The sequence below is a fragment of the Massilia rubra genome, assembly GCF_011682065.1.
GTDB classification, from domain to species: domain Bacteria; phylum Pseudomonadota; class Gammaproteobacteria; order Burkholderiales; family Burkholderiaceae_D; genus Telluria_A; species Telluria_A rubra.
On record NZ_VUYU01000007.1, the window covers coordinates 296970 to 318746 of the forward strand.

Consider the following 21777-nt stretch of genomic DNA (forward strand, 5'->3'; position numbering starts at 1 on the left):
CGCAGGCGGGAACCCAAGTTTCTTGCGTTACCTACTGCGCTACGGAATTGGATTCCCGCCTGCGCGGGAAAGACGGTTTTTGGGACTGAGGTGACGGTCCTGCTTCGCTTGCTTATTGGACGGGTTGGCACCGGGTCATTCCATCTTAAAACCGGTTCAAAACACGTAAATAGTGCTGGGTTTTAACCCGCAACCCTATAATATCGTCTCTCCCGCTCACGATCGCCGAACCCATGTCCTTCCGCAAAGAACCCCCCTTCACCCACGGCACGCCGACCCGCAACGCCGTGGTGCTGGTCAACCTGGGCACGCCGGACGCCCCGACCACCCCGGCCGTGCGGCGTTATCTGAAGGAATTCCTGTCCGACCCGCGCGTGGTCGAAATTCCGCGCGCTATCTGGTGGATGATCTTGCACCTCATCATACTGCCATTTCGCTCCAGCAAATCGGCCGCGAAATACGCCTCGATCTGGACCAAGGAAGGTTCCCCCCTCAAAGTCCACACCGGGAAGCAAGCCATCCTGCTGCGCGGCCTGCTGGGCGAGCGCGGCCATGATTCGGTGAAAGTGGTGATGGCGATGCGCTACGGCTCGCCCTCGCTGCCGGAAGTGCTGGACCAGCTCAAGGCCGAGAACTGCGAGCGCGTCGCCATCCTGCCGGCCTACCCGCAGTACTCGGGCACCACCACCGGCTCGATCAGCGACGCCGTGTTCGCCCACTACGCGGGAGTGCGCAACGTGCCGGAACTGCGCATGATCAAGCACTACCACGACCACGATGGCTACATCGACGCCCTGCGCGATAGCGTGCTGGCGCACTGGAAAATCAACGGCCGTGGCGACAAGCTGGTGATGAGCTTCCACGGCGTGCCGAAACGCACCCTGATGCTGGGCGACCCTTACCACTGCGAATGCTACAAGACGGCGCGCCTGCTGGCGACCAAGCTGGGTCTGTCGTCCGAACAATACCTGGTCACGTTCCAGTCGCGCTTCGGCAAGGCCGAGTGGCTGCAGCCGTACACGGCGCCGACCCTGGTGCAGATGGCGAAAGAAGGCCTCAAGCGCGTCGACCTGATCTGCCCGGGTTTTACCAGCGACTGCCTGGAAACGCTGGAAGAGATCGCCATGGAAGCGAAGCACGACTTCGAAACCGCCGGCGGGCGCGAATTTCACTACATCCCCTGCCTGAACGAATCGCCCAAGTGGATCGCCGGCCTGGCCGACATCGCCGAGCAGCACCTGCTGGGCTGGGATACCAAGACCACGCCGGCCCAGCGCGAGGCTGAAAAGCAGGATAAGGAAACGGGCCGCCGCAACGCCGTCAAACTGGGCGCAAGCTAACCTTCCGCCAGCCTGCCGCCGTGCGGATTGACAGGCGGTATTTGCCGCCTGTTAAAATAGCGTTCCGTGCACACTCAGCTCTGCGTAGCAGATCCAGGCCAGCGCGAGCACGGTGTAGGCAACAACGCTGACGGCAATCAACGGCAACTTCATGTCGAACTCCCTGAAACAGCCCGCGCGCGGGCGATGCACGCGCATGCAAGCTGGATGTCTTCATGGTAGTCCGGGCCGTCATGAAAAGAATCTCCTCATTGGTAAGATTTGTAACATTGCACAAAAAAGCAACGCTGTAGGATTCCCCTTGAAAATGTAGGTTATAGCCCCATCTGGGTCCCTATGTGGCTCGCAAGACACGTCAAACAATTAGTTAAGTCATTGATTCCAGGAGCTTTTCCGATGCAAGAGCAAGAAAATCCAGAAGTCTCGCAACCGTCCGACGATTCGGTCCAGGCGTCCGCGCCCGCCAATGGCGAGCGCAGCCTCGAAGAGCAGCTCAGCGCCACCGAAGCCAAGCTGGCCGAGATGCATGACGCCTTCATGCGCGCCAAGGCCGAAGGCGAGAACATCCGCCGCCGCGCCCAGGAAGACGTCAACAAGGCGCATAAATTCGCCATCGAAAGCTTCGCCGAGGCCATGGTGCCGGTGCGCGACAGCCTCGAAATGGCGCTCAAGGTCGAGTCGCCATCGCTCGAGTCGCTGAAAGAAGGCGTCGAAATGACCCTCAAGCAGCTCACCTCGGCGTTCGAGAAGAACAAGCTGGTCGAGGTGATGCCGGCCCAGGGCGACAAGCTCGACCCGATGAAGCACCAGGCCGTCGCCGTGGTGCCGGCCGAGCAGGAAGCGAACACCGTGGTCAGCGTGCTGCAAAAAGGCTATATGATCGCCGACCGCTTGTTGCGTCCCGCCATCGTTACCGCAGCGCAAGCAAAATAAATACGGTGTGCTCTCTTGCAAGGTCTTGAAAGCACGCAGTTTTTCCACATATTCAAGTCATCTGAAACTAAGTAATTAAAAGGAAAAAATCATGGGCAGAATTATCGGTATTGACCTTGGCACGACGAACTCTTGCGTTGCCATCATGGAAAATGGTCAGCCAAAGGTAATCGAGAACGCAGAAGGCGCGCGTACGACGCCTTCCATTATTGCTTACCAAGAAGATGGCGAAATCCTCGTCGGCGCACCGGCCAAGCGCCAGGCCGTCACCAACCCGAAGAACACGCTGTTCGCGGTCAAGCGCCTGATCGGCCGTAAGTTCGACGAAAAAGAAGTGCAGAAAGATATCGGCCTGATGCCGTATTCGATCATCAAAGCCGACAACGGCGATGCATGGATCGGCGTGCGCGACAAAAAACTGGCGGCTCAGCAAATTTCCGCTGAAGTCCTGCGCAAAATGAAAAAAACCGCCGAAGACTATCTCGGCGAAGAAGTGACCGAAGCGGTCATCACCGTGCCTGCCTACTTCAACGATTCGCAGCGCCAGGCGACCAAAGACGCCGGCCGCATCGCTGGCCTCGATGTCAAGCGCATCATCAACGAGCCAACCGCAGCGGCACTGGCGTTCGGCCTCGACAAAACCGACAAGGGCGACCGCAAGATCGCCGTGTATGACTTGGGCGGCGGCACGTTCGACGTCTCGATCATTGAAATCGCCGACGTCGATGGCGAAAAGCAGTTCGAAGTGCTGTCCACCAACGGCGACACCTTCCTCGGCGGCGAAGACTTCGACCAGCGCATCATCGATTACATCATCGACGAATTCAAGAAAATCAACGGCCTGGACCTGAAAAAAGATCCGATCGCCCTGCAGCGCATCAAGGCTTCGGCCGAGCGTGCGAAGATCGAACTGTCGTCGTCGCAGCAAACCGAAATCAACGAGCCGTACATCGCCATGGCGAACGGCGCGCCGGTCCACCTGAACCTGAAAATGACCCGCGCCAAGCTCGAGTCGCTGGTTGAGGAACTGATCGCGGCCACCATGGAGCCATGCAAGATGGCGATCAAGGATGCCGGCGTTAAAGTATCCGACATCGACGACATCATCCTGGTCGGCGGCATGACCCGTATGCCGAAGGTGCAGGAAAAGGTCAAGGAATTCTTCGGCAAAGAGCCGCGCAAGGACGTCAATCCGGATGAAGCCGTCGCTGTCGGCGCCGCCATCCAGGGCGCCGTGCTGTCGGGCGAGCGCAAGGACTTGCTGCTGCTGGACGTGACCCCGCTGTCGCTGGGTATCGAAACCATGGGCGGCGTGATGACCAAGATGATCCACAAGAACACCACGATCCCGACCAAGTTCAGCCAGGTGTTTTCGACCGCCGAAGACAACCAGCCTGCGGTGACGATCAAGGTGTTCCAGGGCGAGCGTGAAATCGCGGCCGGCAACAAGGGCCTGGGCGAATTCAACCTCGAAGGCATCCCGCCGGCATCGCGCGGCACGCCGCAGATCGAAGTGACTTTCGACATCGACGCCAACGGCATTTTGCACGTCGGCGCCAAGGACAAGGCCACCGGCAAGGAAAACAAGATCACGATCAAGGCCAACTCCGGCCTGACCGAAGCGGAAATCCAGAAAATGGTGAAAGACGCCGAAGTCAACGCCGAAGAAGACAAGAAGGTCAAGGAACTGGCCGAATCGCGCAACCAGGCCGATAACCTGGTGCACTCGACCCGCAAGTCGCTGACCGAATACGGCGACAAGCTCGACGCTGGCGAGAAAGAAGCCATCGAAGCGGCGATTACCGATGTCGAAGGCGCGATCAAGTCCGGCGACAAGGCCGAGATCGACGCCAAGATCGAAAAACTGTCGACTGCGTCGCAAAAGCTGGGCGAGAAGATGTACGCCGACCAGCAAGCGCAGCAAGCTGCCGGCGGCGCTGACGCCGGCCAGCAGGCAGGCGGCGCCGAGGGTAAACCTGCCCAGGACGACGTGATCGACGCCGACTTCAAGGAAGTCAAAGACGCCAAGTAATCAGTGCCGGTGCAAGGTGCGGGCTGCTGCAGAGCGGCCCGCACCAAATCGAGCCAAGGCGACGACAAGCCGAGCCCTCCCGCGGCTCGGTTTTTTGCATAAACAGTAGCGTAGTAGCTAGACAGCAAGGTGCCGACAAATGGCAAAGCGTGATTTTTACCAGATCCTCGGGGTCGCCAAGAATGCTTCTGAAGAAGAAATCAAGAAGTCGTATCGCAAGCTTGCGATGAAATACCATCCGGACCGCAATCCGGACAGTAAGGAATCGGAAGAGAAGTTCAAGGAAGTCAAAGAAGCGTACGAAATGCTGACCAATCCGGAGAAGCGCGAAGCGTACGACCGTTATGGTCACGCCGGCGTCGATCCGAACATGGGTGGCGGCGGCGGTGGCGGCTTCGGCGGCGGCGCCGGCGGCTTCCCGGACAGCTTCGGCGATATCTTCGGCGACATTTTCGGCGGCGGCGGTCGCGGGCGTAGTTCCGGCCCGCAGGTGTACCGTGGCGCCGACATGCGCATGGGCTTCGAGATCACGCTGGAACAGGCGGCGCATGGCCACACCCAGGAATTGCGCATCCCGAGCTGGGACAAGTGCGAAACCTGCCACGGCAGCGGCGCCAAGCCGGGCACCTCGCCGGTCACCTGCACCCAGTGCGGCGGACACGGCCAGACGCGCGTGCAGCAAGGCTTCTTCAGCATCCAGCAGACCTGCTCGCGTTGCCAGGGCAGCGGCAAGATCATTGCCGAACCGTGCGCTCCGTGCGGCGGCGAAGGCATGATCAAGCGCCAGAAGATCCAGGAAGTGAGTATTCCGGCCGGTATCGAAAGCGGCGTGAGCATCCGTTACAAGGGGCTCGGCCAACCGGGCACCAACGGCGGGCCGCCGGGCGACCTGTTGATCGAAGTGCGGGTCAAGCCGCACTCGGTGTTCAATCGCGAAGGCGACGACCTGCATTGCGAAATGCCGATCTCGTTCGTGAAGGCCACCCTGGGCGGCGAGATCGAAGTGCCTACCCTGTCCGGCAAGGTCTCGTTCACGATTCCTGAAGGCACCCAATCGGGCCGCACTTTCCGCCTGAAAGCGAAGGGCATCAAGGGCATGCGTTCCGGCTATCCGGGCGACCTGTTCTGCCACGTGGCGGTCGAAACGCCGGTCAAGCTGACCGACAAGCAAAAAGACCTGCTGCGCGAATTCGAGCGCCTGACGGTCGAAGGCGGCGGCAAGCACAGCCCGCAGAGTAAGGGCTGGATGGACAAGGTGAAAGATTTTTTCGAATAAGGCGGGCCTAGTTGCGCCTATTCATCCGAACCGCTGAACTTGGCCCATGGCTCTGTCAGCGGTTTTTTTTCGAACAGACAGGACTGACATGACTCAAGCACAATACGATATCGACGCGCTCTTCAAACGCAACCGTGACTGGGCTGCGGCGATGGTTGCCAAGGATGAGAACTTCTTCAAGGCATTGACCGCCCAGCAGTCGCCCGAGTATCTGTGGATCGGCTGTTCCGACAGCCGGGTGCCCGCCAACGAGTTACTGGGACTGGCGCCGGGCGAGTTGTTCGTCCACCGCAATATCGCCAACGTGGTGGTGCATTCGGACTTGAACTGCCTGACCGTCTTGCAGTTCGCCATTGACGTGCTCAAGGTCAAGCACGTCATCATTTGCGGGCACTATGGCTGCTCGGGTGTGCACGCGGCCATGATCAACAAGCGCGTGGGCCTGGCCGACAACTGGCTGCGCCACGTACAGGATGTGCAGCAAAAGCACGAGAAATACCTGGGCGATGTATTGCCGTCGCGCGCGCGCGCGGATCGCTTGTGCGAGCTGAACGTGACCGAGCAGGTGGTCAACACGGCGCAGACCACGGTGGTGCAGGATGCATGGGAACGCGGCCAGCCGCTCACGGTGCATGGCTGGGTGTACGGCCTGCACGACGGCTTGCTGCGCGATTTGGGAATGAGTGTCAGCGGCGCCGATGAGTTGGCGCCGAAACTGGCGGCGCGCTTGCTGGAGTATCAGGAGTAAACGCAGCCGGGGCGCACGCCGGCGCGGAAACGCCCGCCGGCGTGCTGCCCCTCCTGCTCAGGGTGTCTGGCCGGGCGCCAGGCACATATGGAATTTGCCGTCGCTTCGCGTCACTTTGAGACCGGCGAACTTGCCTTCCGCCACGACGATATCGACACTGTGGTCCTCGCGCGTCCTGGCGTTATAGGTAAATTTCTTCGACCCATACTCCCCCATGTGAAACATGATCATTTCGGTATTGCCCTTGTTCAAGTCATATGACTGATCGAACACGCGCAGCACGCCCTGTTGCACGCGGTAGGTAAAAGGAAGTTTCTTTTTCTTGTCGCCATTCGTCACGCAGGTGAGTTTCGCTTCGACATCGAGCACATGGCCGTACAGCGAGAAAAGCGTGGGCGCTTGCAGTGGTTTGGGCACCGGTACGGTACACTGGACCGCTTGCTGATCGTCTATGACGGCAATGTAGATGTTCCCATTCTCGCTCCCGGCAATGGAAAGGTAAACGTCGTTGTCGTTTGCGTTTATCTCAATTTTGAGCGCGCCGTCCGCCGCAATGCTGCGCAGCAGGGAGACATCGTCCCGTACGACGCCTTTCATCTTCCCGGATGAGAACGTTCCATCCTCCGCAATGCGAATCGATCCTCCCGGGCGCTTGCTGTTCGGCTCCTTGACCTTTTCCTGTGCACAGTCGACGCTGTAGGTCCCCGCGAGCAGCTTGAGCAAGGGTGCCGAACCGTACCACACCGGTGCCGCTGGCGCCGCGGCAGCCACGGCCGTGGAACTGAACAGGAGGGCGGCGCACCCGCCCACGACAGCCGCGACGCATCGTGTCGTCATCGGAACAACATTAAATTGAACAGCCATGGCTTGGGATTCCATTCTTGATGAAGAAGTCAGGGCAAAACGGCGCGTGTCCTGCGCGCCGGGACACGCAGGAGTCGGATTGCCGAATCGGCCATTTTGGTTGGTAAGTAACTTTTTGTCAACGAATGAGGAGTCAGCTATCCCGGGCGGAGGCCTGACAATTGCCCGCCAGGGAAAGCCCGGCGGGAGCGGGGGTTGAAGTAAGTGCGCATAAATTCTTGTCATTTCTAGCTTCCATAAGCGGCGCCTTGCTGTGTTGCCCACCGCTAGCAGTGCTCGCACTGCGTCGCGGCGTGCGCCTTGCCAGGCATCCGCTTCTGTTCGCTATAAATGACAATAATTTCTGCACACTTACTTAGTTGCTTTCCTTGATCACACGTCCGTTCAAGTGTTGCACCGGACGGGCGTTGTGCTTGTACAGCTTGTGAAACTGGGCCAGCTGCGCCTTCGACATTTCCACCGGCGTTTTCAGCACGAACCAGTTCGCTTCTTCGCTGCATGGCGGCGTGGTCAAGGAGCCCGGGAAGTTGTAGTAACCCTGGGTCGGCGGCAAAATCCCCGTCATGTCGATCGTCACGCCATCGACCGCCTGCTCGACTTCGGCTTCCTTCGGCAGATTGTTAAAAATATTGGTCAGCGCCGGGTTTTCCTTGCCCAGCTTGAACAAGACCGCCACCACGGCCAGCTTGTTGTCGGCATTCTTGTGTACCAGGTGCAATCCCAAGGGATACTGCTTGCCGTTGATGCGCTCTTCGCTCGGCGTATGGAAATGGAATTGCAGCAATTCATGGCGCACGCCACCGATCGACATCCCGCTGCCCGGCGCATAATTGACCTGCACCGTGTGCCCGTTATCGATGATTTTCAGCGGCGACGGCTGGTACTCGAACACAATCGGATCGAGCTGGGACTTGGTGGTGGCGTTGGTGCGGATATCGATCGGCGACTGCGCGTGGCCGGTCTTGCAGATAACATAGTCGGACTTGAGGCCGCCCCATTTGGCCGGCCCGGTGGCGCCGTTGTACGTCCACTCATGTTGGGCATGCTTGGCATGCGCGGCTGGCGCCGCTGTTGGCGCGGCTGCTGGCGCTTGCGCCCCGGCCGGCGCCTGGGCGTGTGCCGACAGCGGCAGGATGGCGGCCAGCGCCAGCGAAACGACGGTCATACGTGAAAACATGTGAGTTCCTTTGATCGAATGGGGTACCGTATGGAGTGGCGTCGCGGCGGGGGCATGGCCGCCCAACTGCACAGGAACGCGTCGTGGCGCTCGCTCTGTCCGGCAATAATATCTTGTCTTAGCACAAGTAAATACAGCAAAGCTTGCACCTGCTGCAAAGACGCAACACAAATGCTGGCGCGGTCCCGTTGACCCAAGTGTGGAAAATACTAATGGAGTAAAAATTTGAATCAGGAAAATAATCGGCTGGAAACTATTCGCACCCTGGCGCGCACCTTCGTCGAGGAGCGCGACTGGGGCCAGTTCCACACGCCCAAGAATTTATCGTCGGCGTTGTCGGTGGAAGCGGCCGAGCTGCTGGAACATTTCCAGTGGCTCAAGACCGGAACGCAGGAAGAATTGGGGGCGGACAAACTTGTGCAGGTACGCCACGAAATGGCCGACGTGCTGGTCTACCTGGTCTTGTTGGCGGACCAGCTCGATATCGACCTGGGCGCGGCGGTGCAGGAAAAGATGGTGCTCAACCGGGCCAAATACCCGGCCGACAAGGTGCGCGGCGATGCGCGCAAATACCACGAATACCCGCCGGACTGAGCCGGCGGGCTTGCTTGACCAGGCCCTGAGTTACAGCCCGCCCATGCAGATGTACTTGATCACCAGATAGTCGTCGATGCCGTAGCGCGAGCCTTCGCGTCCCAGTCCCGACTGCTTGACGCCGCCGAACGGCGCCACCTCGGTCGAAATCAGGCCGGTGTTGACCCCGACCATGCCTGTTTCCAGGGCATCGGCCACGCGCCACACGCGCCCGATGTCGCGCGAGTAAAAGTACGCCGCCAGCCCGAATTCGGTGTCGTTGGCCATGGCGATGACATCTTCCTCGGTATCGAAGCGGAACAGGGGCGCGAGCGGGCCGAAGGTTTCTTCGGTGGCCACCTGCATCTTCGACGTCACGTCGGCCAGCACGGTCGGCTCGAAAAAGCTGTGTCCCAGGGCGTGGCGCTTGCCGCCGGTCAGCAGGCGCGCGCCTTTCGCGAGCGCGTCGGCGATGTGCTCCTCGACCTTGACGACGGCCTTTTCCTCGATCAGCGGGCCTTGCGTCACGCCCACATCCTGGCCGTTGCCGACTTTCAGCTTGGCCACCGCCGCCACCAGTTTTTCGGCGAAGCGCTCGTACACCCCATCCTGCACATACAGGCGGTTGGCGCACACGCAGGTCTGGCCGGCGTTGCGGTACTTGGACGCGATCGCCCCTTCCACCGCCGCATCGAGGTCGGCGTCGTCGAACACGATGAATGGCGCGTTGCCGCCCAACTCCAGCGACAGCTTCTTGATGGTCGGCGCGCACTGCTCCATCAGCACGCGGCCGACCTGGGTGGAGCCGGTGAAGGTGAGTTTGCGCACCAGCGGATTGCCGGTCATTTCGGCGCCGATCGCTTTCGAATCGCCCGTGATCACGCTGAACACGCCCTTGGGCACGCCCGCGCGCTCGGCCAGTTCGGCCAACGCCAGGGCCGAGAACGGGGTCAGCTCGGCCGGCTTGACCACCATCGGGCAGCCGGCCGCCAGCGCGGGGCCGACCTTGCGCGTGATCATCGCCGCCGGAAAATTCCACGGCGTAATCGCCGCGCACACGCCGATCGGCTCCTTGGTCACCACCAGGCGCCGGTCGGGCCAGGGCGACTGCAGGGTGTCGCCTTCGATCCGCTTGCCTTCCTCGGCGAACCACTCGATGAACGACGCCGCGTAGGCGATTTCGCCCTTCGATTCGGAGAGCGGCTTGCCTTGTTCGGCGGTCATGATCAGGGCCAGGTCGTCGGCGTTCTCGATCATCAGGTCGTTCCATTTGCGCAGAATGACGCTGCGTTCGCGCGCGCTCTTCTTGCGCCAGGCGGGCCAGGCCGCGTTGGCCGCCGAGATGGCGCGCGCGGCGTCATCCTTGCCCATGCGCGGCACCGTGCCGAGGGTTTCGCCGGTGGCCGGATTGGTCACGGTGATGGTGGCCGCGTCGCCCGCATCGCACCATTCGCCGTCGATAAAACATTGCTGCCGCAGCAGCGCAGGGTCTTTGAGATTCAACATAACAGGGCTTTCGTGATCGGGCTTGGCGCGAGGCCGGGCAATCATCTTAGCGTTTTTTGCAACTGGTTGCCGGGCAGCGGAGCGCGCGTGCTGCGATGCTTGCCACCAAGCAGCATTCGGTCGCTGCCGTCTTGATCGCGCGCAGGCCGTCTGCATTCTGCGGGGAACTTCTTGTGACGGCACAAACCCGGACGCCGCGCCGCGACCATCCTGAACGGTGACGGCGCCGCTTCCGGCGTTGCCCGGTATCCCTGCGGGAACCGTCACCGCTCACGATGAGGTGCCTTATGCGTCAAGCTGCCCGCTTTCTTCCCACATTGGTGCTGTGCGCCGCCTGCCTGCCGGCGCTGGCCGCGCCGGCGCCGCGCTACAGCATCACCACCATCCTGGCCGGCCAGTTCGACTATGTTGAAGCGACCGGCATCAACAACCGCGGCGACGTGGTCGGCGGTACCTACGTGACCGGGCAGGAGTGGCGCGGCTACCTGTTCGCCGACGGGCGCACGACGCAGCTGGGCAGCCTGGGCGGCCAGTACACGCGCGTGCAGGCGATCAACGAGGCGCGCCAGATCGTGGGCGAATCGCGCACGCTCGACGGCATCAGCCACGCCGTCATGTTCAGCGGCGCCACGGTGACCAACCTGACGCCGTGGGCGCTCAGGGACAGCGCCGCCTCCGCCATCAACAACGCCGGCACGGCGGTCGGCGCGATTCCCTGCGACTGCCTGGAGTTCCACGCCACCCGCTTCACGCGCGGCGGCGGCGTGTCCGACCTGGGCACGCTGGGCGGCAAGTCGAGTAACGCCGACGGCATCAACAACGCCGGACAGATCGTCGGCTGGGCCGCGCTGGCCGGTCCCTATACCCCGCGCGCCTTCCTGTACGAGAAGGGCAAGATGCGCGACCTCGGCACCCTGGGCGGTGAATGGTCGAGCGCGAGCGCGATCAACGAGGCGGGGCATGTCGCCGGCAGCTCTGCGCTGGGCGGGCAAGCGGGCGACCACGCCTTTTTGTACGTGAACGGCGTGATGAGCGACCTGGGCGCCTTGTCCGGCATGGACAGCGCGGCGCGCGGCATGAACAATGCGGGGCAGGTGGTGGGGCTGTCCTACCAGGGCTGGGACATCAACGAGGCGGTCTTGTGGGAGGGCGGGGCGCTGTTCAATCTGAACAGCCTGATCGACCCGGCGTCCGGCTGGCACCTGACCGATGCCGGCGCGATCAATGACCTCGGGCAGATTGCGGCCAGCGGCTGTCATCAGGGGCTGGGCATATGCGGCATGCTGCGGCTCGATCCGGCCAGCATGGCGCCGGTACCGGAACCGTCGACCTGGGCCATGCTGCTGGCCGGGCTGGCGCTGGTGGGTGTGCGCATCCGGCGCCGCAAAGTCCGTCATTCCCGCGCAGGCGGCTGTCTCAAAACGCTAAAATCACCGCTAGGCGGTAGACTCTTATCCGTCATTCCCGCGCAGGCGGGAATCCAAGGCACTGTCGCTCAGCTAAGATGCCTTGGATTCCCGCCTGCGCGGGAATGACGGAACGGCATCGGGGTCTGACCTCAATTAAGAAATTAGTTGTACTTTTGCAATATCACGGTCGGCGGCGGTTCGTGTTGGCATGTTTGACAACTTGCCGGTAAGCTCTAACCATGGCTTGGCGCATTGATCTGCGCCAAACCTATGTTGTCCATTTGAAATGGATCAAGCAGCGCTCGCCATCAGGCCGATTAGCCATTATGATGAACCGGGTGCGTCATTCGTTCCTATACCGACAATCATGCGCCGTCCTATCGTCCTTGTTCCCGCTTGCACGCGCCAGATCGGCCCTCATCCGTATCACGCCGCGCAGCTAAAATATGTCGACGCCGTCGTCCTCGGCGCCGACTGCGCTCCCATGGTCCTGCCCGCGCTCGGCGCCGCGCTCGACCTCGAAGCATCGCTCTCCGTATGCGACGGCATCATGCTGACCGGCTCGGCCTCGAACGTGCATCCGAGCTACTACGACCAGGACGTGCGCGACCCGAGCCTGCCGCAGGACCCGGCGCGCGACGCCACCACCTTGCCGCTGATCCGCGCCGCCCTCGAGCGCGGCATTCCCATCATCGCGGTGTGCCGCGGTTTCCAGGAGATGAACGTGGCCCTCGGCGGCAGCCTGTACCAGGCGGTGCAGGAAGTCGAAGGCAAGATGGACCACCGCGAAGACCCGGACGCCTCCATCGAAGACCAGTACGGCCCGGCCCACGATGTGACCGTCACACCCGGCGGCGCCTTCCAGCGCATGCTCGGCGGCTTGACGCGCATCGCCGTCAATTCGCTGCACGGGCAGGGCGTCGATCGGCTCGCGCCCGGCATCGCCATCGAAGCGGTCTCGCACGACGGCTTGGTGGAAGCATTCTCGGTGCCGTCCGCGCCTGGCTTTACCCTGGCCGTGCAGTGGCATCCCGAGTGGCTGATTCTTGAAAACCCGGCCTCGATGGCCATGTTCGGCGCCTTCGGCCAGGCCTGCCGCGCTTTCCAGGCGAGGCGCGCATGAACATCCGCAGCGCCAGCCGCTACGAAAAGTGGGCCCTCTGCTGCGTGCCTTAGCGCCGCTTGCCATCCTCGGTTCCACAGCACGCCCGCGGCAACTGCCCGCGCGCGCAATGAGCAAACTACAGAGCGCAAATTACAGAGCGCAAACTACAGAGAGAACATCATGGCAATTCGCGAAAACTTTACCTACACCGACATGGACCTGTGGCTCAACGAGAAACGGGTCACCGAAATCGAATGCCTGATTCCCGACTTGACCGGGGTCGCGCGCGGCAAAATCCTCCCGCGCGGTAAATTCACGCAGGAGCGCGGCATGCGCATCCCCGAGGCGGTGCTGGGCATGACCGTGACCGGCAATTACCCGGTCGACGACGAAGCCTACGACCGCGCCATCTCGGCCACCGACCGCGACATGATCCTGAAAGCCGATCCGACCACCATCACCATGGTGCCGTGGGCGGTCGATCCGACCGCGCAGGTGATCCACGACTGCTATTTCGCCGACGGCAAACTGGTCGACTTCGCGCCGCGCACGGTGCTGCGCCGCGTCTTGAAGCTGTACGCCGACAAGGGCTGGAAGCCGGTGGTCGCGCCCGAACTCGAGTTCTACCTGACCGCCAAGAACATCGATCCCGACCTGCCCCTGAAACCGCCGATCGGCCGCAGCGGCCGCGCCGAAACCAGCCGCCAGGTCTACAGCATCGACGCCGTCAACGAGTTCGATCCCCTGTTCGAAGACATCTACGACTACTGCGAACTGATGAACCTCGACGTCGACACCCTGATCCACGAGATCGGCGCCGGCCAGATGGAGATCAACTTCCTGCACGGCGATCCGCTCGGTCTCGCCGACAAGGTGTTCTTCTTCAAGCGCACCCTGCGCGAAGCGGCCCTCAAGCACGATATGTACGCCACCTTCATGGCCAAGCCGATGGCCGGCGAACCCGGTTCGGCCATGCACGTGCACCAGAGCGTGGTCGATACCAAGACCGGGCTGAATATCTTCAGCAGCGAAGACGGCTCGGCATCGCCCCTGTTCAAGCAGTACATCGGCGGCCTGCAGCGCTACATGCCCTCGGCCATGGCGATCGTCGCGCCGTACGTCAATTCGTACCGCCGCATCGTGCGCCACACCGCCGCCCCGATCAACATCCAGTGGGGCCTGGACAACCGCACGGTGGGCTTTCGCGTGCCGGAGTCCGGCGTGCAGGACCGCCGCGTGGAAAACCGCATCATCGGCGCCGACGCCAATCCCTACCTGGCGCTGGCCGTCACCCTGGCCTGCGGCTACCTCGGCATGACCGAGCAGTTGGAACCGACCGCGATGATGAACGGCAGCGCCTACGAAATGCCGTTCGAACTGCCGCAAGGCCTGCCCGAAGCGCTGCACCTGCTGCGCGCCGAGGACAAGCTGCGCACGGTGCTGGGCGAGCGCTTCATCGATGTGTATGCGGCCATCAAGGACCTCGAACACCAGGAATTCATGACCGTCATCAGCCCGTGGGAACGCGAACACCTGCTGTTGCACGTGTAAGCATCGCGCAGCACCGACAACAACGATAACAATAACGATAACGATAAACGAGGTCCATCATGACAGCCAACCCCATGGTCCCGAGCGCCGCGCTGGTCGCGTCGGTCAAGGCCGCCACGCACAACGTCTACGACACCGCCGAAATCCAGCGCCAGGACGCGGCGCACTATATGCATCCCTTCACCGACCACAAGGCGCTGGGCGAACGCGGCGCGCGCGTGATGGTGCGCGGCGACGGCATCTACCTGTGGGATTCCGAGGGCAACAAGATCCTCGACGGCATGTCCGGCCTGTGGTGCGTGAATGTCGGCTACGGGCGCACCAGCATCTCGGACGCGGTCTACCGCCAGATGCAGACGCTGCCCTTCTATAACAGCTTCTTCAACACCACCAACGTGCCGGCCACGCGCCTGGCCGCGCTGCTGGTGGAGATTTCGCCGCCCCAGTTCAACCACGTGTTCTTCACCGGTTCCGGCTCGGAAGCGAACGACACCAACCTGCGCATGGTGCGCCGCTACTGGGACCTCAAAGGCCAGCCGCAGCGCCACACCATCATCAGCCGCTACAACGCCTACCACGGCAGCACCGTGGCCGGCGCCGCGCTGGGCGGCATGGCGGGCATGCACGAGCAGGGCGGCATGATCCCGGGGATCGAGCATATCGGCCAGCCGAACTACCTGGAAAACGGCAGCGGCATGACGCTTGATGAATTCGGCATCGTGGCCGCCGGCTGGCTCGAGACCAAAATCCTCGAGGTCGGCGCCGACAAAGTGGCCGCCTTTATCGGCGAGCCGGTGCAGGGCGCGGGCGGCGTGATCATTCCACCGGCCACCTACTGGCCCGAAATCGGCCGCATCTGCGACAAATACGGCGTGCTCTTGATCGCCGACGAAGTCATTTGCGGGTTTGGCCGTCTTGGTACATGGTTTGGCTCCGAGTTGATGCAGATCAAACCTGACTTGATTACGTTCGCGAAGGGTGTGACCTCGGGATATGTTCCATTAGGTGGCGTGCTGGTCGGTGACCGGGTCGCCAGCGTGTTGATCAACGAAGGCGGCGATTTCAATCACGGTTTCACGTATTCCGGCCATCCGGTGGCGTGTGCGGCGGCGCTCGAAAACATCCGCATCCTGATGGACGAGCGCCTGGTGCAGCAGGTGGCGCAAGATACCGGCCCGTACCTGAAAGAGAAGTTCGAAGCGCTGATGGACCATCCGCTGGTCGGTTACGCCGACACCTGCGGCTTCGTGGCGGGGCTGAACCTGGTGCGCAAGAAGGCCGCGGTGGTGCACGACTGCGAGTACTTCGATCCGGAGCAAGGCGTGGGCATGATCTGCCGCGGCTATATGTTCGCCAACGGGATCATCATGCGCGCCGTGGGCGACCGCATGATCATCGCGCCGCCGCTGGTGATGACGCGCGCGCAGATCGACGAAATGATTTTCAAGATCAGGTACTGCCTCGAGGCCACCCTGATCGACGTGCAGAAGCGGGGCTGGGTAGCTTGAACTAAGTAAGTGCGCCGAAATTCTTGTCATTTCTAGCTTCCATAAGCGGCGCCTTGCTGCGTTGCCCACCGCTAGCAGTGCTCGCACTGCGTCGCGGCGTGCGCCTTGCCAGGCATCCGCTTCTGTTCGCAATAAATGACAATAATTTCTGCACACTTACTAACTTGATCGGGAGCCAGGATGAAGACGATACGCCGCATCGCACGCAGCTTCATCCTCGGCCTCGCGGCCGCCGCCAGCGTGGTGGCCGCCGCCCCGCCGGAAGAGAAAGTCCTCAACATTTACAACTGGTCCGACTACATCGCCGACGACACGGTCCGCAACTTCGAAAAAGAAACCGGCATCAAGGTCCGCTACGATGCCTTCGACAGCAACGAAGTCCTGCACGCCAAGCTCACCGCCGGCAAAACCGGCTACGACATCGTGGTCCCCACCGCCCACTGGGCGCGCCTGCAAATCGACGGCGGCCTGCTGCGCCCCCTCGACAAGGCCAGCCTGCCTTACCTGGCCAACCTGGACCCGACACTGCAGGACCTGGTCAAGCGGGTCGACCCGGACAACAAGCACCTGGTGGTCTGGCTGTGGGGTTACACCACGCTCGGCATCAACGTCGACAAGGTCAAGGCGGCGCTGGGGTCTTTACCCATGCCCGACAATGTATGGGACCTGGTGTTCGATCCGCGCTACGCCAGCAAACTGACCTCGTGCGGCATTTCCTTTCTCGACTCGCCGTCCGAAGTGCTGCCCGCCGCGCTACTCTACATCGGCAAGCCGGCCTACTCGAAGAACAGCGCCGACTACCAGGACGCCGGGCGCATGCTGCAGGCGATCCGCCCGTCGGTGACCCTGTTCAGTTCTTCGGGCTACATCAACGACCTGGCCAACGGCGCCCTGTGCGTCTCGCTCGGCTGGTCGGGCGACATCAACATCGCGCGCCAGCGCGCCATCGACAACAAGAATGGCCACACCATCGTGGCGCTGGTGCCGAAGACGGCCACCCTGATGTTCGACACCATGGCCATTCCGGCCGACGCCCCGCATCCGGGCAACGCCCACCTGTGGATCAACTATATTTTGCGCCCCGAGGTGCACGCGAGCCTGACCAACAAGGTTTTCTACGCCAACCCGAACAAGGCCGCCACCCCGATGGTGCGGCCCGACATCGCCGGCAACCGCACGGTTTACCTGTCCGACGCCGACAAGCAACGCATGGTGGTGCCCGAGCCCTTGAGCGCCGAAGCGCGCCGCACCATGACGCGCGTGTTCACCCGTTTCAAGACCGGAATGTAATCGGCAATGTAATCATTTTGCATGCAGACCGGCGTATGTCCGATAAAATTGCGGCTTTGCCTCATCTTTCATCATCCCTATGACGATTGCACAACCCGCAAGCTCGCAGCCCTTTCTCCTGATCCGCAACCTGGTCAAGGAATTCGATGGCGTGCGCGCCGTGAACGATATTTCGCTGGCCATCGACAAAGGCGAGATCTTCGCGCTGCTGGGCAGCTCCGGCTGCGGCAAGTCGACCCTGCTGCGCATGCTGGCCGGCTTCGAGACCCCGACCGCCGGCGCCATCGAACTGGCCGGCCAGGACCTGGTCGGCGTGCCGCCCTACGAGCGCCCGGTCAACATGATGTTCCAGTCGTACGCGCTGTTCCCGCACCTGACGGTGTGGGACAACGTCGCTTTCGGCCTGCGCCGCGACGGTTTGCCTAAGGCCGCCATCGCCGAACGGGTCGACCAGATGCTGGCGCTGGTGCAGCTGGGCGCCTACGCCAAACGCAAGCCGCACCAGCTCTCGGGCGGGCAGCAGCAACGCGTGGCGCTGGCGCGCAGCCTGGCCAAGCGCCCGCAATTGCTGCTGCTCGACGAGCCGCTCGGCGCGCTCGACAAAAAACTGCGCGAACAGACCCAGATGGAACTGGTCAACATCATCGAGCAGGTCGGCGTGACCTGCGTGATGGTCACCCACGACCAGGACGAGGCCATGAGCATGGCCACCCGCATCGCCGTCATGAGCGAAGGGCGCATCCTGCAGGTGGGCGCGCCGGGCGAGATTTACGAAACCCCCAACTGCCGCTTCGTGGCCGACTTCATCGGCACCGCCAACATGTTCAACGGCCATGTGCGCGTCGACCAGCCCGACCATGTCGTCGTCGAGACAGCCGAATGCCGCCACTACGTCAGCCACGGCATCAGCGGCACCAACAACATGCCGGTCAGCGTGGCGGTGCGGCCCGAAAAAATCGCCCTCCAGCGCCAGATGCCCGGCGTGGAGCAGCGCGCCTCGGCCGCCGAAGACGGCTACAACTGCGTGGCCGGCGAGATCGTCAACGTCTCCTACTTCGGCAGCGAGACGCACTACCAGGTGCGCATGGCGCAAGGCGGCATCCTCAAGGTGGCGCGCACCAACGCCGCGCGCCATGAAGAGGCGCGCATGGAGCGCGGCCAGCATGTCGTCGCGTGGTGGGATGGCAGCGACATCGTGGTCCTGACCCATTGAGGCGGCCATGATCAAGCCTTTTCGACCACCCGCGGCCGGGCGCCGCTTCGTCATCGGCGTGCCGCTGGTGTGGCTCACCATCGCCTTCCTGATCCCGTTCCTGATCGTGCTGCGCATGAGTTTTTCGGAGCTCGACGAGAGCGGCAGCCCGTTCGGTCCCCTGGTCACATTCAGCGACGGGGTCCTCTCCATCAAGGCCAAGGTGGTTAACTACGTCGCCCTGACCGAGGACTCCACCTACCTGTGGACGTTCATGCGCTCGCTCGGCTACGCCGGCCTGACCATGGTCCTGTGCCTGGCGACCGGCTACCCGTTCGCCTACTTCATGGCGCGCGCCAATCCGGCGCACCGCACGGTGCTCCTGATGATGGTGATGCTGCCGTTCTGGACCTCCTTCCTGCTGCGCATCTACGCCTGGAAGGGTATCCTGGCCAACCAGGGCCTGCTCAACAACCTGCTGCTGTGGCTCGGCGCGATCGACGAACCGCTGAAAATGATGAACACCCCGTTCGCGCTGGTGCTGGGGATGTTCTACGCCTACCTGCCGTTCATGATCCTGCCGCTGTACGCCAACCTGGTCAAGCTGGACGTGCGCTACCTGGAAGCGGCGGCCGACCTGGGCGCGACGCCCTGGCAAGCGTTCTGGCGCATCACCGTGCCGCTGTCCAAATCCGGCATCATCGCCGGCGCCATGCTGGTGTTCATTCCGGCGGTGGGCGAATTCGTCATTCCCGAACTGCTCGGCGGCCCCGAAACGCTGATGATCGGACGCCTGCTGTGGGACGAATTTTTCGTCAACACCGACTGGCCGCGCGCGTCGGCGCTGGCGGTGGTGGCGATCCTGCTGATCCTGGTGCCGATGGCGATCTTCAATAAATACAAGGCCGAACAGGAAGCGGAGGACCGCGCATGAGCACCAACATGAGCGCGAAGGTGAACAAAATGACCTTGGCCCGCTGGTTCGGGCGCGGCTGGCTGTCGATGGGCTACCTGTTCCTGTACCTGCCGCTGATGGTGCTGGTTGTGTTTTCGTTTAACAGCTCGCGCCAGGACATGGTGTGGAGCGGTTTTTCAACCCAGTGGTACCCGGAACTGTTCAAGGATGCGGAACTGGTCAGCGGCTTCGTGCTGTCGCTCAAAATCGCCCTGACCAGCGCCACCGCCGCCGTGCTGCTGGGGACCATGGCCGCCTTTGCCCTGAACCGCTACAAGCGCTTTCCGGGCCGCCTGCTGTTCTCCGGGATGGTCAGCGCGCCGCTGGTCATGCCCGAGGTGATCATCGGCCTGTCGCTGCTGCTGATGCTCGTCTCGGTGCAGAAGATCTTCGGCTTTCCCGAGCGCGGCGCGTTTACCATCTGGATCGGCCACACGCTGCTCGGCATGGCCTATGCGGCCGTGGTGGTGCAGTCGCGCCTGCGCGAGATGAACCGCTCGCTCGAAGAAGCGGCCATGGACCTGGGCTGCCGTCCCTACCAGGTGTTCTTCCTGGTGACCTTGCCGAACATTACGCAGTCGCTGGCCTCGGCCTGGCTGCTCACGTTTACGCTCTCGCTGGACGACGTGGTGCTGTCGAACTTCCTGTCCGGCCCCGGCTCGACGACCATGCCGCTGGTGATCATGTCGCGTGCGCGCCTGGGGCTGGACCCGCGCGTGAACGCGGTGGCGGCGTTGACAATCCTGGTGGTGTCGACCGGCGTGATCATCGCCGCCATCATGATGGCGCGCGCCGAGCGGCAGCGCCAGAAGCAGGTGGCGGCCGCAGTCAAGTCTTAACGCTCTTCGGCCGCTGTTTACGGTGGTGGGCAAGCATGCCCGCCACCCTCACCGTTGGCCCGAGAGGAGTGATTCATGCACAACTACCGCAACGCCGTCATCGCATTCGCCGCAGCTTGTCCCGCCGTCGTGCAAGCCCAGACCACCGAACAACTGAAGGCCGAACTCGGCGCCCTCAAGGCGCACGTGCAGAAGCTCGAAGCCATGATCGAGAAGGCCGACCAGGCCAAGGCCGAGGCCAAGGCCAAGGCGCCCGAACCGGACACCTCGGCCGAAGTGGCGCGCCTGCGCGTGAAAAGCGACGCCGCCGACGATGCCATGGAGGCCAGCGGGCTGAAAGGCTTGAAGATCTCGGGCTACATCGACCCGACCTACATCCGCAACCGCAACGCCGGCACCTCCAGCTTCGTCTTCCTGAACAATAACAGCTCGATCAACGGCTCCGGCGAGAGCTTCGGCTACGACAATACCTATTTCGGCAGCGCCTTGCTCAATCTCGACAAGGAGCTCGAAGGCGGCAGCAAACTGAGAATCTCGCTCATGCCCAGCAAGGGCACGGCCTCCGGCTACAATTTCGGCAACCTGGTGCACGAAGCGTCGGCCTCGATTCCGCTCGGCGACCAGTCGACCCGCCTGTTGCTCGGCCAGGTTCCCGACTGGAGCGGCTACGAATACATCCCCTCGACCCAGAACAAGCTGCTGACCCACAACCTGCTGTTCGATTTTTCGGCCGCCAATTTCTACACCGGCGCCGGCCTGCAGCTGTTGCGCGGCAAATGGGACAGCAAGATCATGTTGGGCAATATGAACAGCGCCCGCGTCAACGATGGTGGCGAACGCACGCCCGGCGTGTTCTACCGCGTCGATTACGCCAGGAGCGAATTTTCGGGTTTCGGCATGTCCGGCACCCATGCCGGCTTCGATGATGACGATACGGTCGGGCGCCTGGACCTGATGGAGGTTGATGGCTTTTACACGCGTGGCGACTGGAATATCCAGGGTCAGTTAAGCTATGGGCGCCAGCAGGCCACCGCCGCCAACCGGTATGGCGCGGAGCAGCAGCGCTGGTACGGCTTGTCGTCGCTGGTGTCGTACAAAATCATGCCGCGCCTCGAAGCCATCGCCCGCCTCGACTACATCTTCAACGGCACGGGCGGCGGCGGGGTGTTCGGAGCGACCCTGGCGCCCGGTTGCCGGGACCTGGCCGGTTTTGCGGCCAACTGCCCGGACGGGCGCAACGGCTTTGGCCCTGGCATGGTCTTGCGCGGTGGAGAATGGTTCGTGCTCGACCCCACCCGCGGCGCCAATCGCGGCACGCTGTCGGTGGGCACGCGGTACCTGCTCGTTCCGGGCGTGAGCGTGAAGGGCGAATACCGCTACGACTATGCCACGGCCAGGACGTTCAGGACATTGGACGGACAGTACCGCCGTGACAATCAGGTTATCGGCGTATCGACAGTAGTGAGCTTTTAGGGAGCA

The 21777-nt window shown here is 62.3% G+C and carries 18 protein-coding genes; 15 read left to right on the forward strand and 3 right to left on the reverse strand.

Annotated features, from left to right (window positions below; translation table 11 throughout):
• Positions 1-233 precede the first annotated feature (233 nt).
• The 5 genes from hemH to can all read left to right on the forward strand — a co-directional run bounded on the left by hemH (position 234) and on the right by can (position 6329).
• Positions 234-1340: a ferrochelatase gene (hemH, locus tag F0185_RS13555; RefSeq protein ID WP_167225192.1), complete on the forward strand. Its 1107-nt coding sequence runs from the start codon at positions 234-236 to the stop codon at positions 1338-1340.
• Between the two features lie 396 nt (positions 1341-1736).
• Positions 1737-2273 carry a nucleotide exchange factor GrpE gene (grpE, locus tag F0185_RS13560; RefSeq protein WP_167225194.1) on the forward strand — a complete coding sequence of 179 codons (537 nt, stop codon included), beginning with the start codon at positions 1737-1739 and terminating at the stop codon, positions 2271-2273.
• A 91-nt stretch (positions 2274-2364) separates the two neighbouring features.
• On the forward strand, positions 2365-4305 hold the full coding sequence (gene dnaK / locus F0185_RS13565) for a molecular chaperone DnaK (protein ID WP_167225196.1): 1941 nt from the start codon (positions 2365-2367) through the stop codon (positions 4303-4305).
• A gap of 139 nt (positions 4306-4444) precedes the next feature.
• Positions 4445-5581, forward strand: a complete 1137-nt coding sequence (gene dnaJ, locus F0185_RS13570; protein ID WP_167225198.1) for a molecular chaperone DnaJ — start codon at positions 4445-4447, stop codon at positions 5579-5581.
• 88 nt (positions 5582-5669) lie between these two features.
• Positions 5670-6329: a carbonate dehydratase gene (gene can, locus F0185_RS13575; protein WP_167225200.1), complete on the forward strand. Its 660-nt coding sequence runs from the start codon at positions 5670-5672 to the stop codon at positions 6327-6329.
• Positions 6330-6386: 57 nt separating this feature from the next.
• Here the strand turns inward: can and F0185_RS13580 are convergent, their stop codons facing one another.
• Entirely contained in the window at positions 6387-7193 is an 807-nt protein-coding gene (locus tag F0185_RS13580) for a hypothetical protein (protein WP_167225202.1), read from the reverse strand.
• Positions 7194-7548: 355 nt separating this feature from the next.
• On the reverse strand, positions 7549-8370 hold the full coding sequence (locus F0185_RS13585) for a carbonic anhydrase (protein WP_229476994.1): 822 nt from the start codon (positions 8368-8370) through the stop codon (positions 7549-7551).
• Positions 8371-8595: 225 nt separating this feature from the next.
• Between F0185_RS13585 and F0185_RS13590 the strand changes: the two genes are divergently transcribed.
• A complete protein-coding gene (locus tag F0185_RS13590) occupies positions 8596-8964 on the forward strand; it encodes a nucleotide pyrophosphohydrolase (RefSeq protein ID WP_167225204.1) in 369 nt (122 codons plus the stop codon).
• A gap of 30 nt (positions 8965-8994) precedes the next feature.
• On the opposite strand, the gene gabD is transcribed toward F0185_RS13590, so the two are convergent.
• Positions 8995-10449: an NADP-dependent succinate-semialdehyde dehydrogenase gene (gene gabD / locus F0185_RS13595; protein WP_167225207.1), complete on the reverse strand. Its 1455-nt coding sequence runs from the start codon at positions 10447-10449 to the stop codon at positions 8995-8997.
• Between the two features lie 287 nt (positions 10450-10736).
• On the opposite strand from gabD, the gene F0185_RS13600 reads away from it, so the two are divergent.
• From F0185_RS13600 to F0185_RS13640, 9 genes are all read left to right on the forward strand, one after another.
• Positions 10737-11984 (forward strand): PEPxxWA-CTERM sorting domain-containing protein, encoded by a 1248-nt coding sequence (locus F0185_RS13600; RefSeq protein WP_167225209.1) that lies wholly within the window; start codon positions 10737-10739, stop codon positions 11982-11984.
• Positions 11985-12225: 241 nt separating this feature from the next.
• Positions 12226-12981: a gamma-glutamyl-gamma-aminobutyrate hydrolase family protein gene (locus F0185_RS13605; RefSeq protein ID WP_167225211.1), complete on the forward strand. Its 756-nt coding sequence runs from the start codon at positions 12226-12228 to the stop codon at positions 12979-12981.
• 162 nt (positions 12982-13143) lie between these two features.
• Entirely contained in the window at positions 13144-14514 is a 1371-nt protein-coding gene (locus tag F0185_RS13610) for a glutamine synthetase family protein (RefSeq protein ID WP_166894540.1), read from the forward strand.
• A 74-nt stretch (positions 14515-14588) separates the two neighbouring features.
• Complete coding sequence (locus F0185_RS13615) at positions 14589-16022, forward strand: aspartate aminotransferase family protein (RefSeq protein WP_370664013.1); 1434 nt, start codon at positions 14589-14591, stop codon at positions 16020-16022.
• 180 nt (positions 16023-16202) lie between these two features.
• A complete protein-coding gene (locus tag F0185_RS13620; protein ID WP_167225215.1) occupies positions 16203-17312 on the forward strand; it encodes a polyamine ABC transporter substrate-binding protein in 1110 nt (369 codons plus the stop codon).
• A gap of 79 nt (positions 17313-17391) precedes the next feature.
• Entirely contained in the window at positions 17392-18525 is a 1134-nt protein-coding gene (locus tag F0185_RS13625; protein ID WP_167225217.1) for an ABC transporter ATP-binding protein, read from the forward strand.
• 7 nt (positions 18526-18532) lie between these two features.
• A complete protein-coding gene (locus F0185_RS13630) occupies positions 18533-19438 on the forward strand; it encodes an ABC transporter permease subunit (RefSeq protein ID WP_167225219.1) in 906 nt (301 codons plus the stop codon).
• On the forward strand, positions 19435-20298 hold the full coding sequence (locus tag F0185_RS13635; RefSeq protein ID WP_229476997.1) for an ABC transporter permease subunit: 864 nt from the start codon (positions 19435-19437) through the stop codon (positions 20296-20298). The genes F0185_RS13630 and F0185_RS13635 overlap by 4 nt, the downstream gene beginning before the upstream one ends.
• 75 nt (positions 20299-20373) lie before the next feature.
• Positions 20374-21771, forward strand: a complete 1398-nt coding sequence (locus F0185_RS13640; RefSeq protein WP_167225221.1) for a DUF3138 family protein — start codon at positions 20374-20376, stop codon at positions 21769-21771.
• The last annotated feature ends 6 nt before the right edge of the window (positions 21772-21777 follow it).

Bases quoted from the DNA above. Each gene is read 5' to 3' on its own strand.
- F0185_RS13610 (WP_166894540.1), top strand. From the start codon at position 13,144: ATGGCAATTCGCGAAAACTTTACCTACACCGACATGGACCTGTGGCTC.
- grpE (WP_167225194.1), top strand. From the start codon at position 1,737: ATGCAAGAGCAAGAAAATCCAGAAGTCTCGCAACCGTCCGACGATTCG.
- F0185_RS13620 (WP_167225215.1), top strand. From the start codon at position 16,203: ATGAAGACGATACGCCGCATCGCACGCAGCTTCATCCTCGGCCTCGCG.
- F0185_RS13585 (WP_229476994.1), bottom strand. From the start codon at position 8,370: ATGTTTTCACGTATGACCGTCGTTTCGCTGGCGCTGGCCGCCATCCTG.
- F0185_RS13615 (WP_370664013.1), top strand. From the start codon at position 14,589: ATGGTCCCGAGCGCCGCGCTGGTCGCGTCGGTCAAGGCCGCCACGCAC.
- F0185_RS13630 (WP_167225219.1), top strand. From the start codon at position 18,533: ATGATCAAGCCTTTTCGACCACCCGCGGCCGGGCGCCGCTTCGTCATC.
- can (WP_167225200.1), top strand. From the start codon at position 5,670: ATGACTCAAGCACAATACGATATCGACGCGCTCTTCAAACGCAACCGT.
- F0185_RS13635 (WP_229476997.1), top strand. From the start codon at position 19,435: ATGAGCACCAACATGAGCGCGAAGGTGAACAAAATGACCTTGGCCCGC.
- dnaJ (WP_167225198.1), top strand. From the start codon at position 4,445: ATGGCAAAGCGTGATTTTTACCAGATCCTCGGGGTCGCCAAGAATGCT.
- F0185_RS13580 (WP_167225202.1), bottom strand. From the start codon at position 7,193: ATGGCTGTTCAATTTAATGTTGTTCCGATGACGACACGATGCGTCGCG.
- hemH (WP_167225192.1), top strand. From the start codon at position 234: ATGTCCTTCCGCAAAGAACCCCCCTTCACCCACGGCACGCCGACCCGC.
- F0185_RS13640 (WP_167225221.1), top strand. From the start codon at position 20,374: ATGCACAACTACCGCAACGCCGTCATCGCATTCGCCGCAGCTTGTCCC.
- F0185_RS13600 (WP_167225209.1), top strand. From the start codon at position 10,737: ATGCGTCAAGCTGCCCGCTTTCTTCCCACATTGGTGCTGTGCGCCGCC.
- F0185_RS13605 (WP_167225211.1), top strand. From the start codon at position 12,226: ATGCGCCGTCCTATCGTCCTTGTTCCCGCTTGCACGCGCCAGATCGGC.
- dnaK (WP_167225196.1), top strand. From the start codon at position 2,365: ATGGGCAGAATTATCGGTATTGACCTTGGCACGACGAACTCTTGCGTT.
- F0185_RS13625 (WP_167225217.1), top strand. From the start codon at position 17,392: ATGACGATTGCACAACCCGCAAGCTCGCAGCCCTTTCTCCTGATCCGC.
- gabD (WP_167225207.1), bottom strand. From the start codon at position 10,449: ATGTTGAATCTCAAAGACCCTGCGCTGCTGCGGCAGCAATGTTTTATC.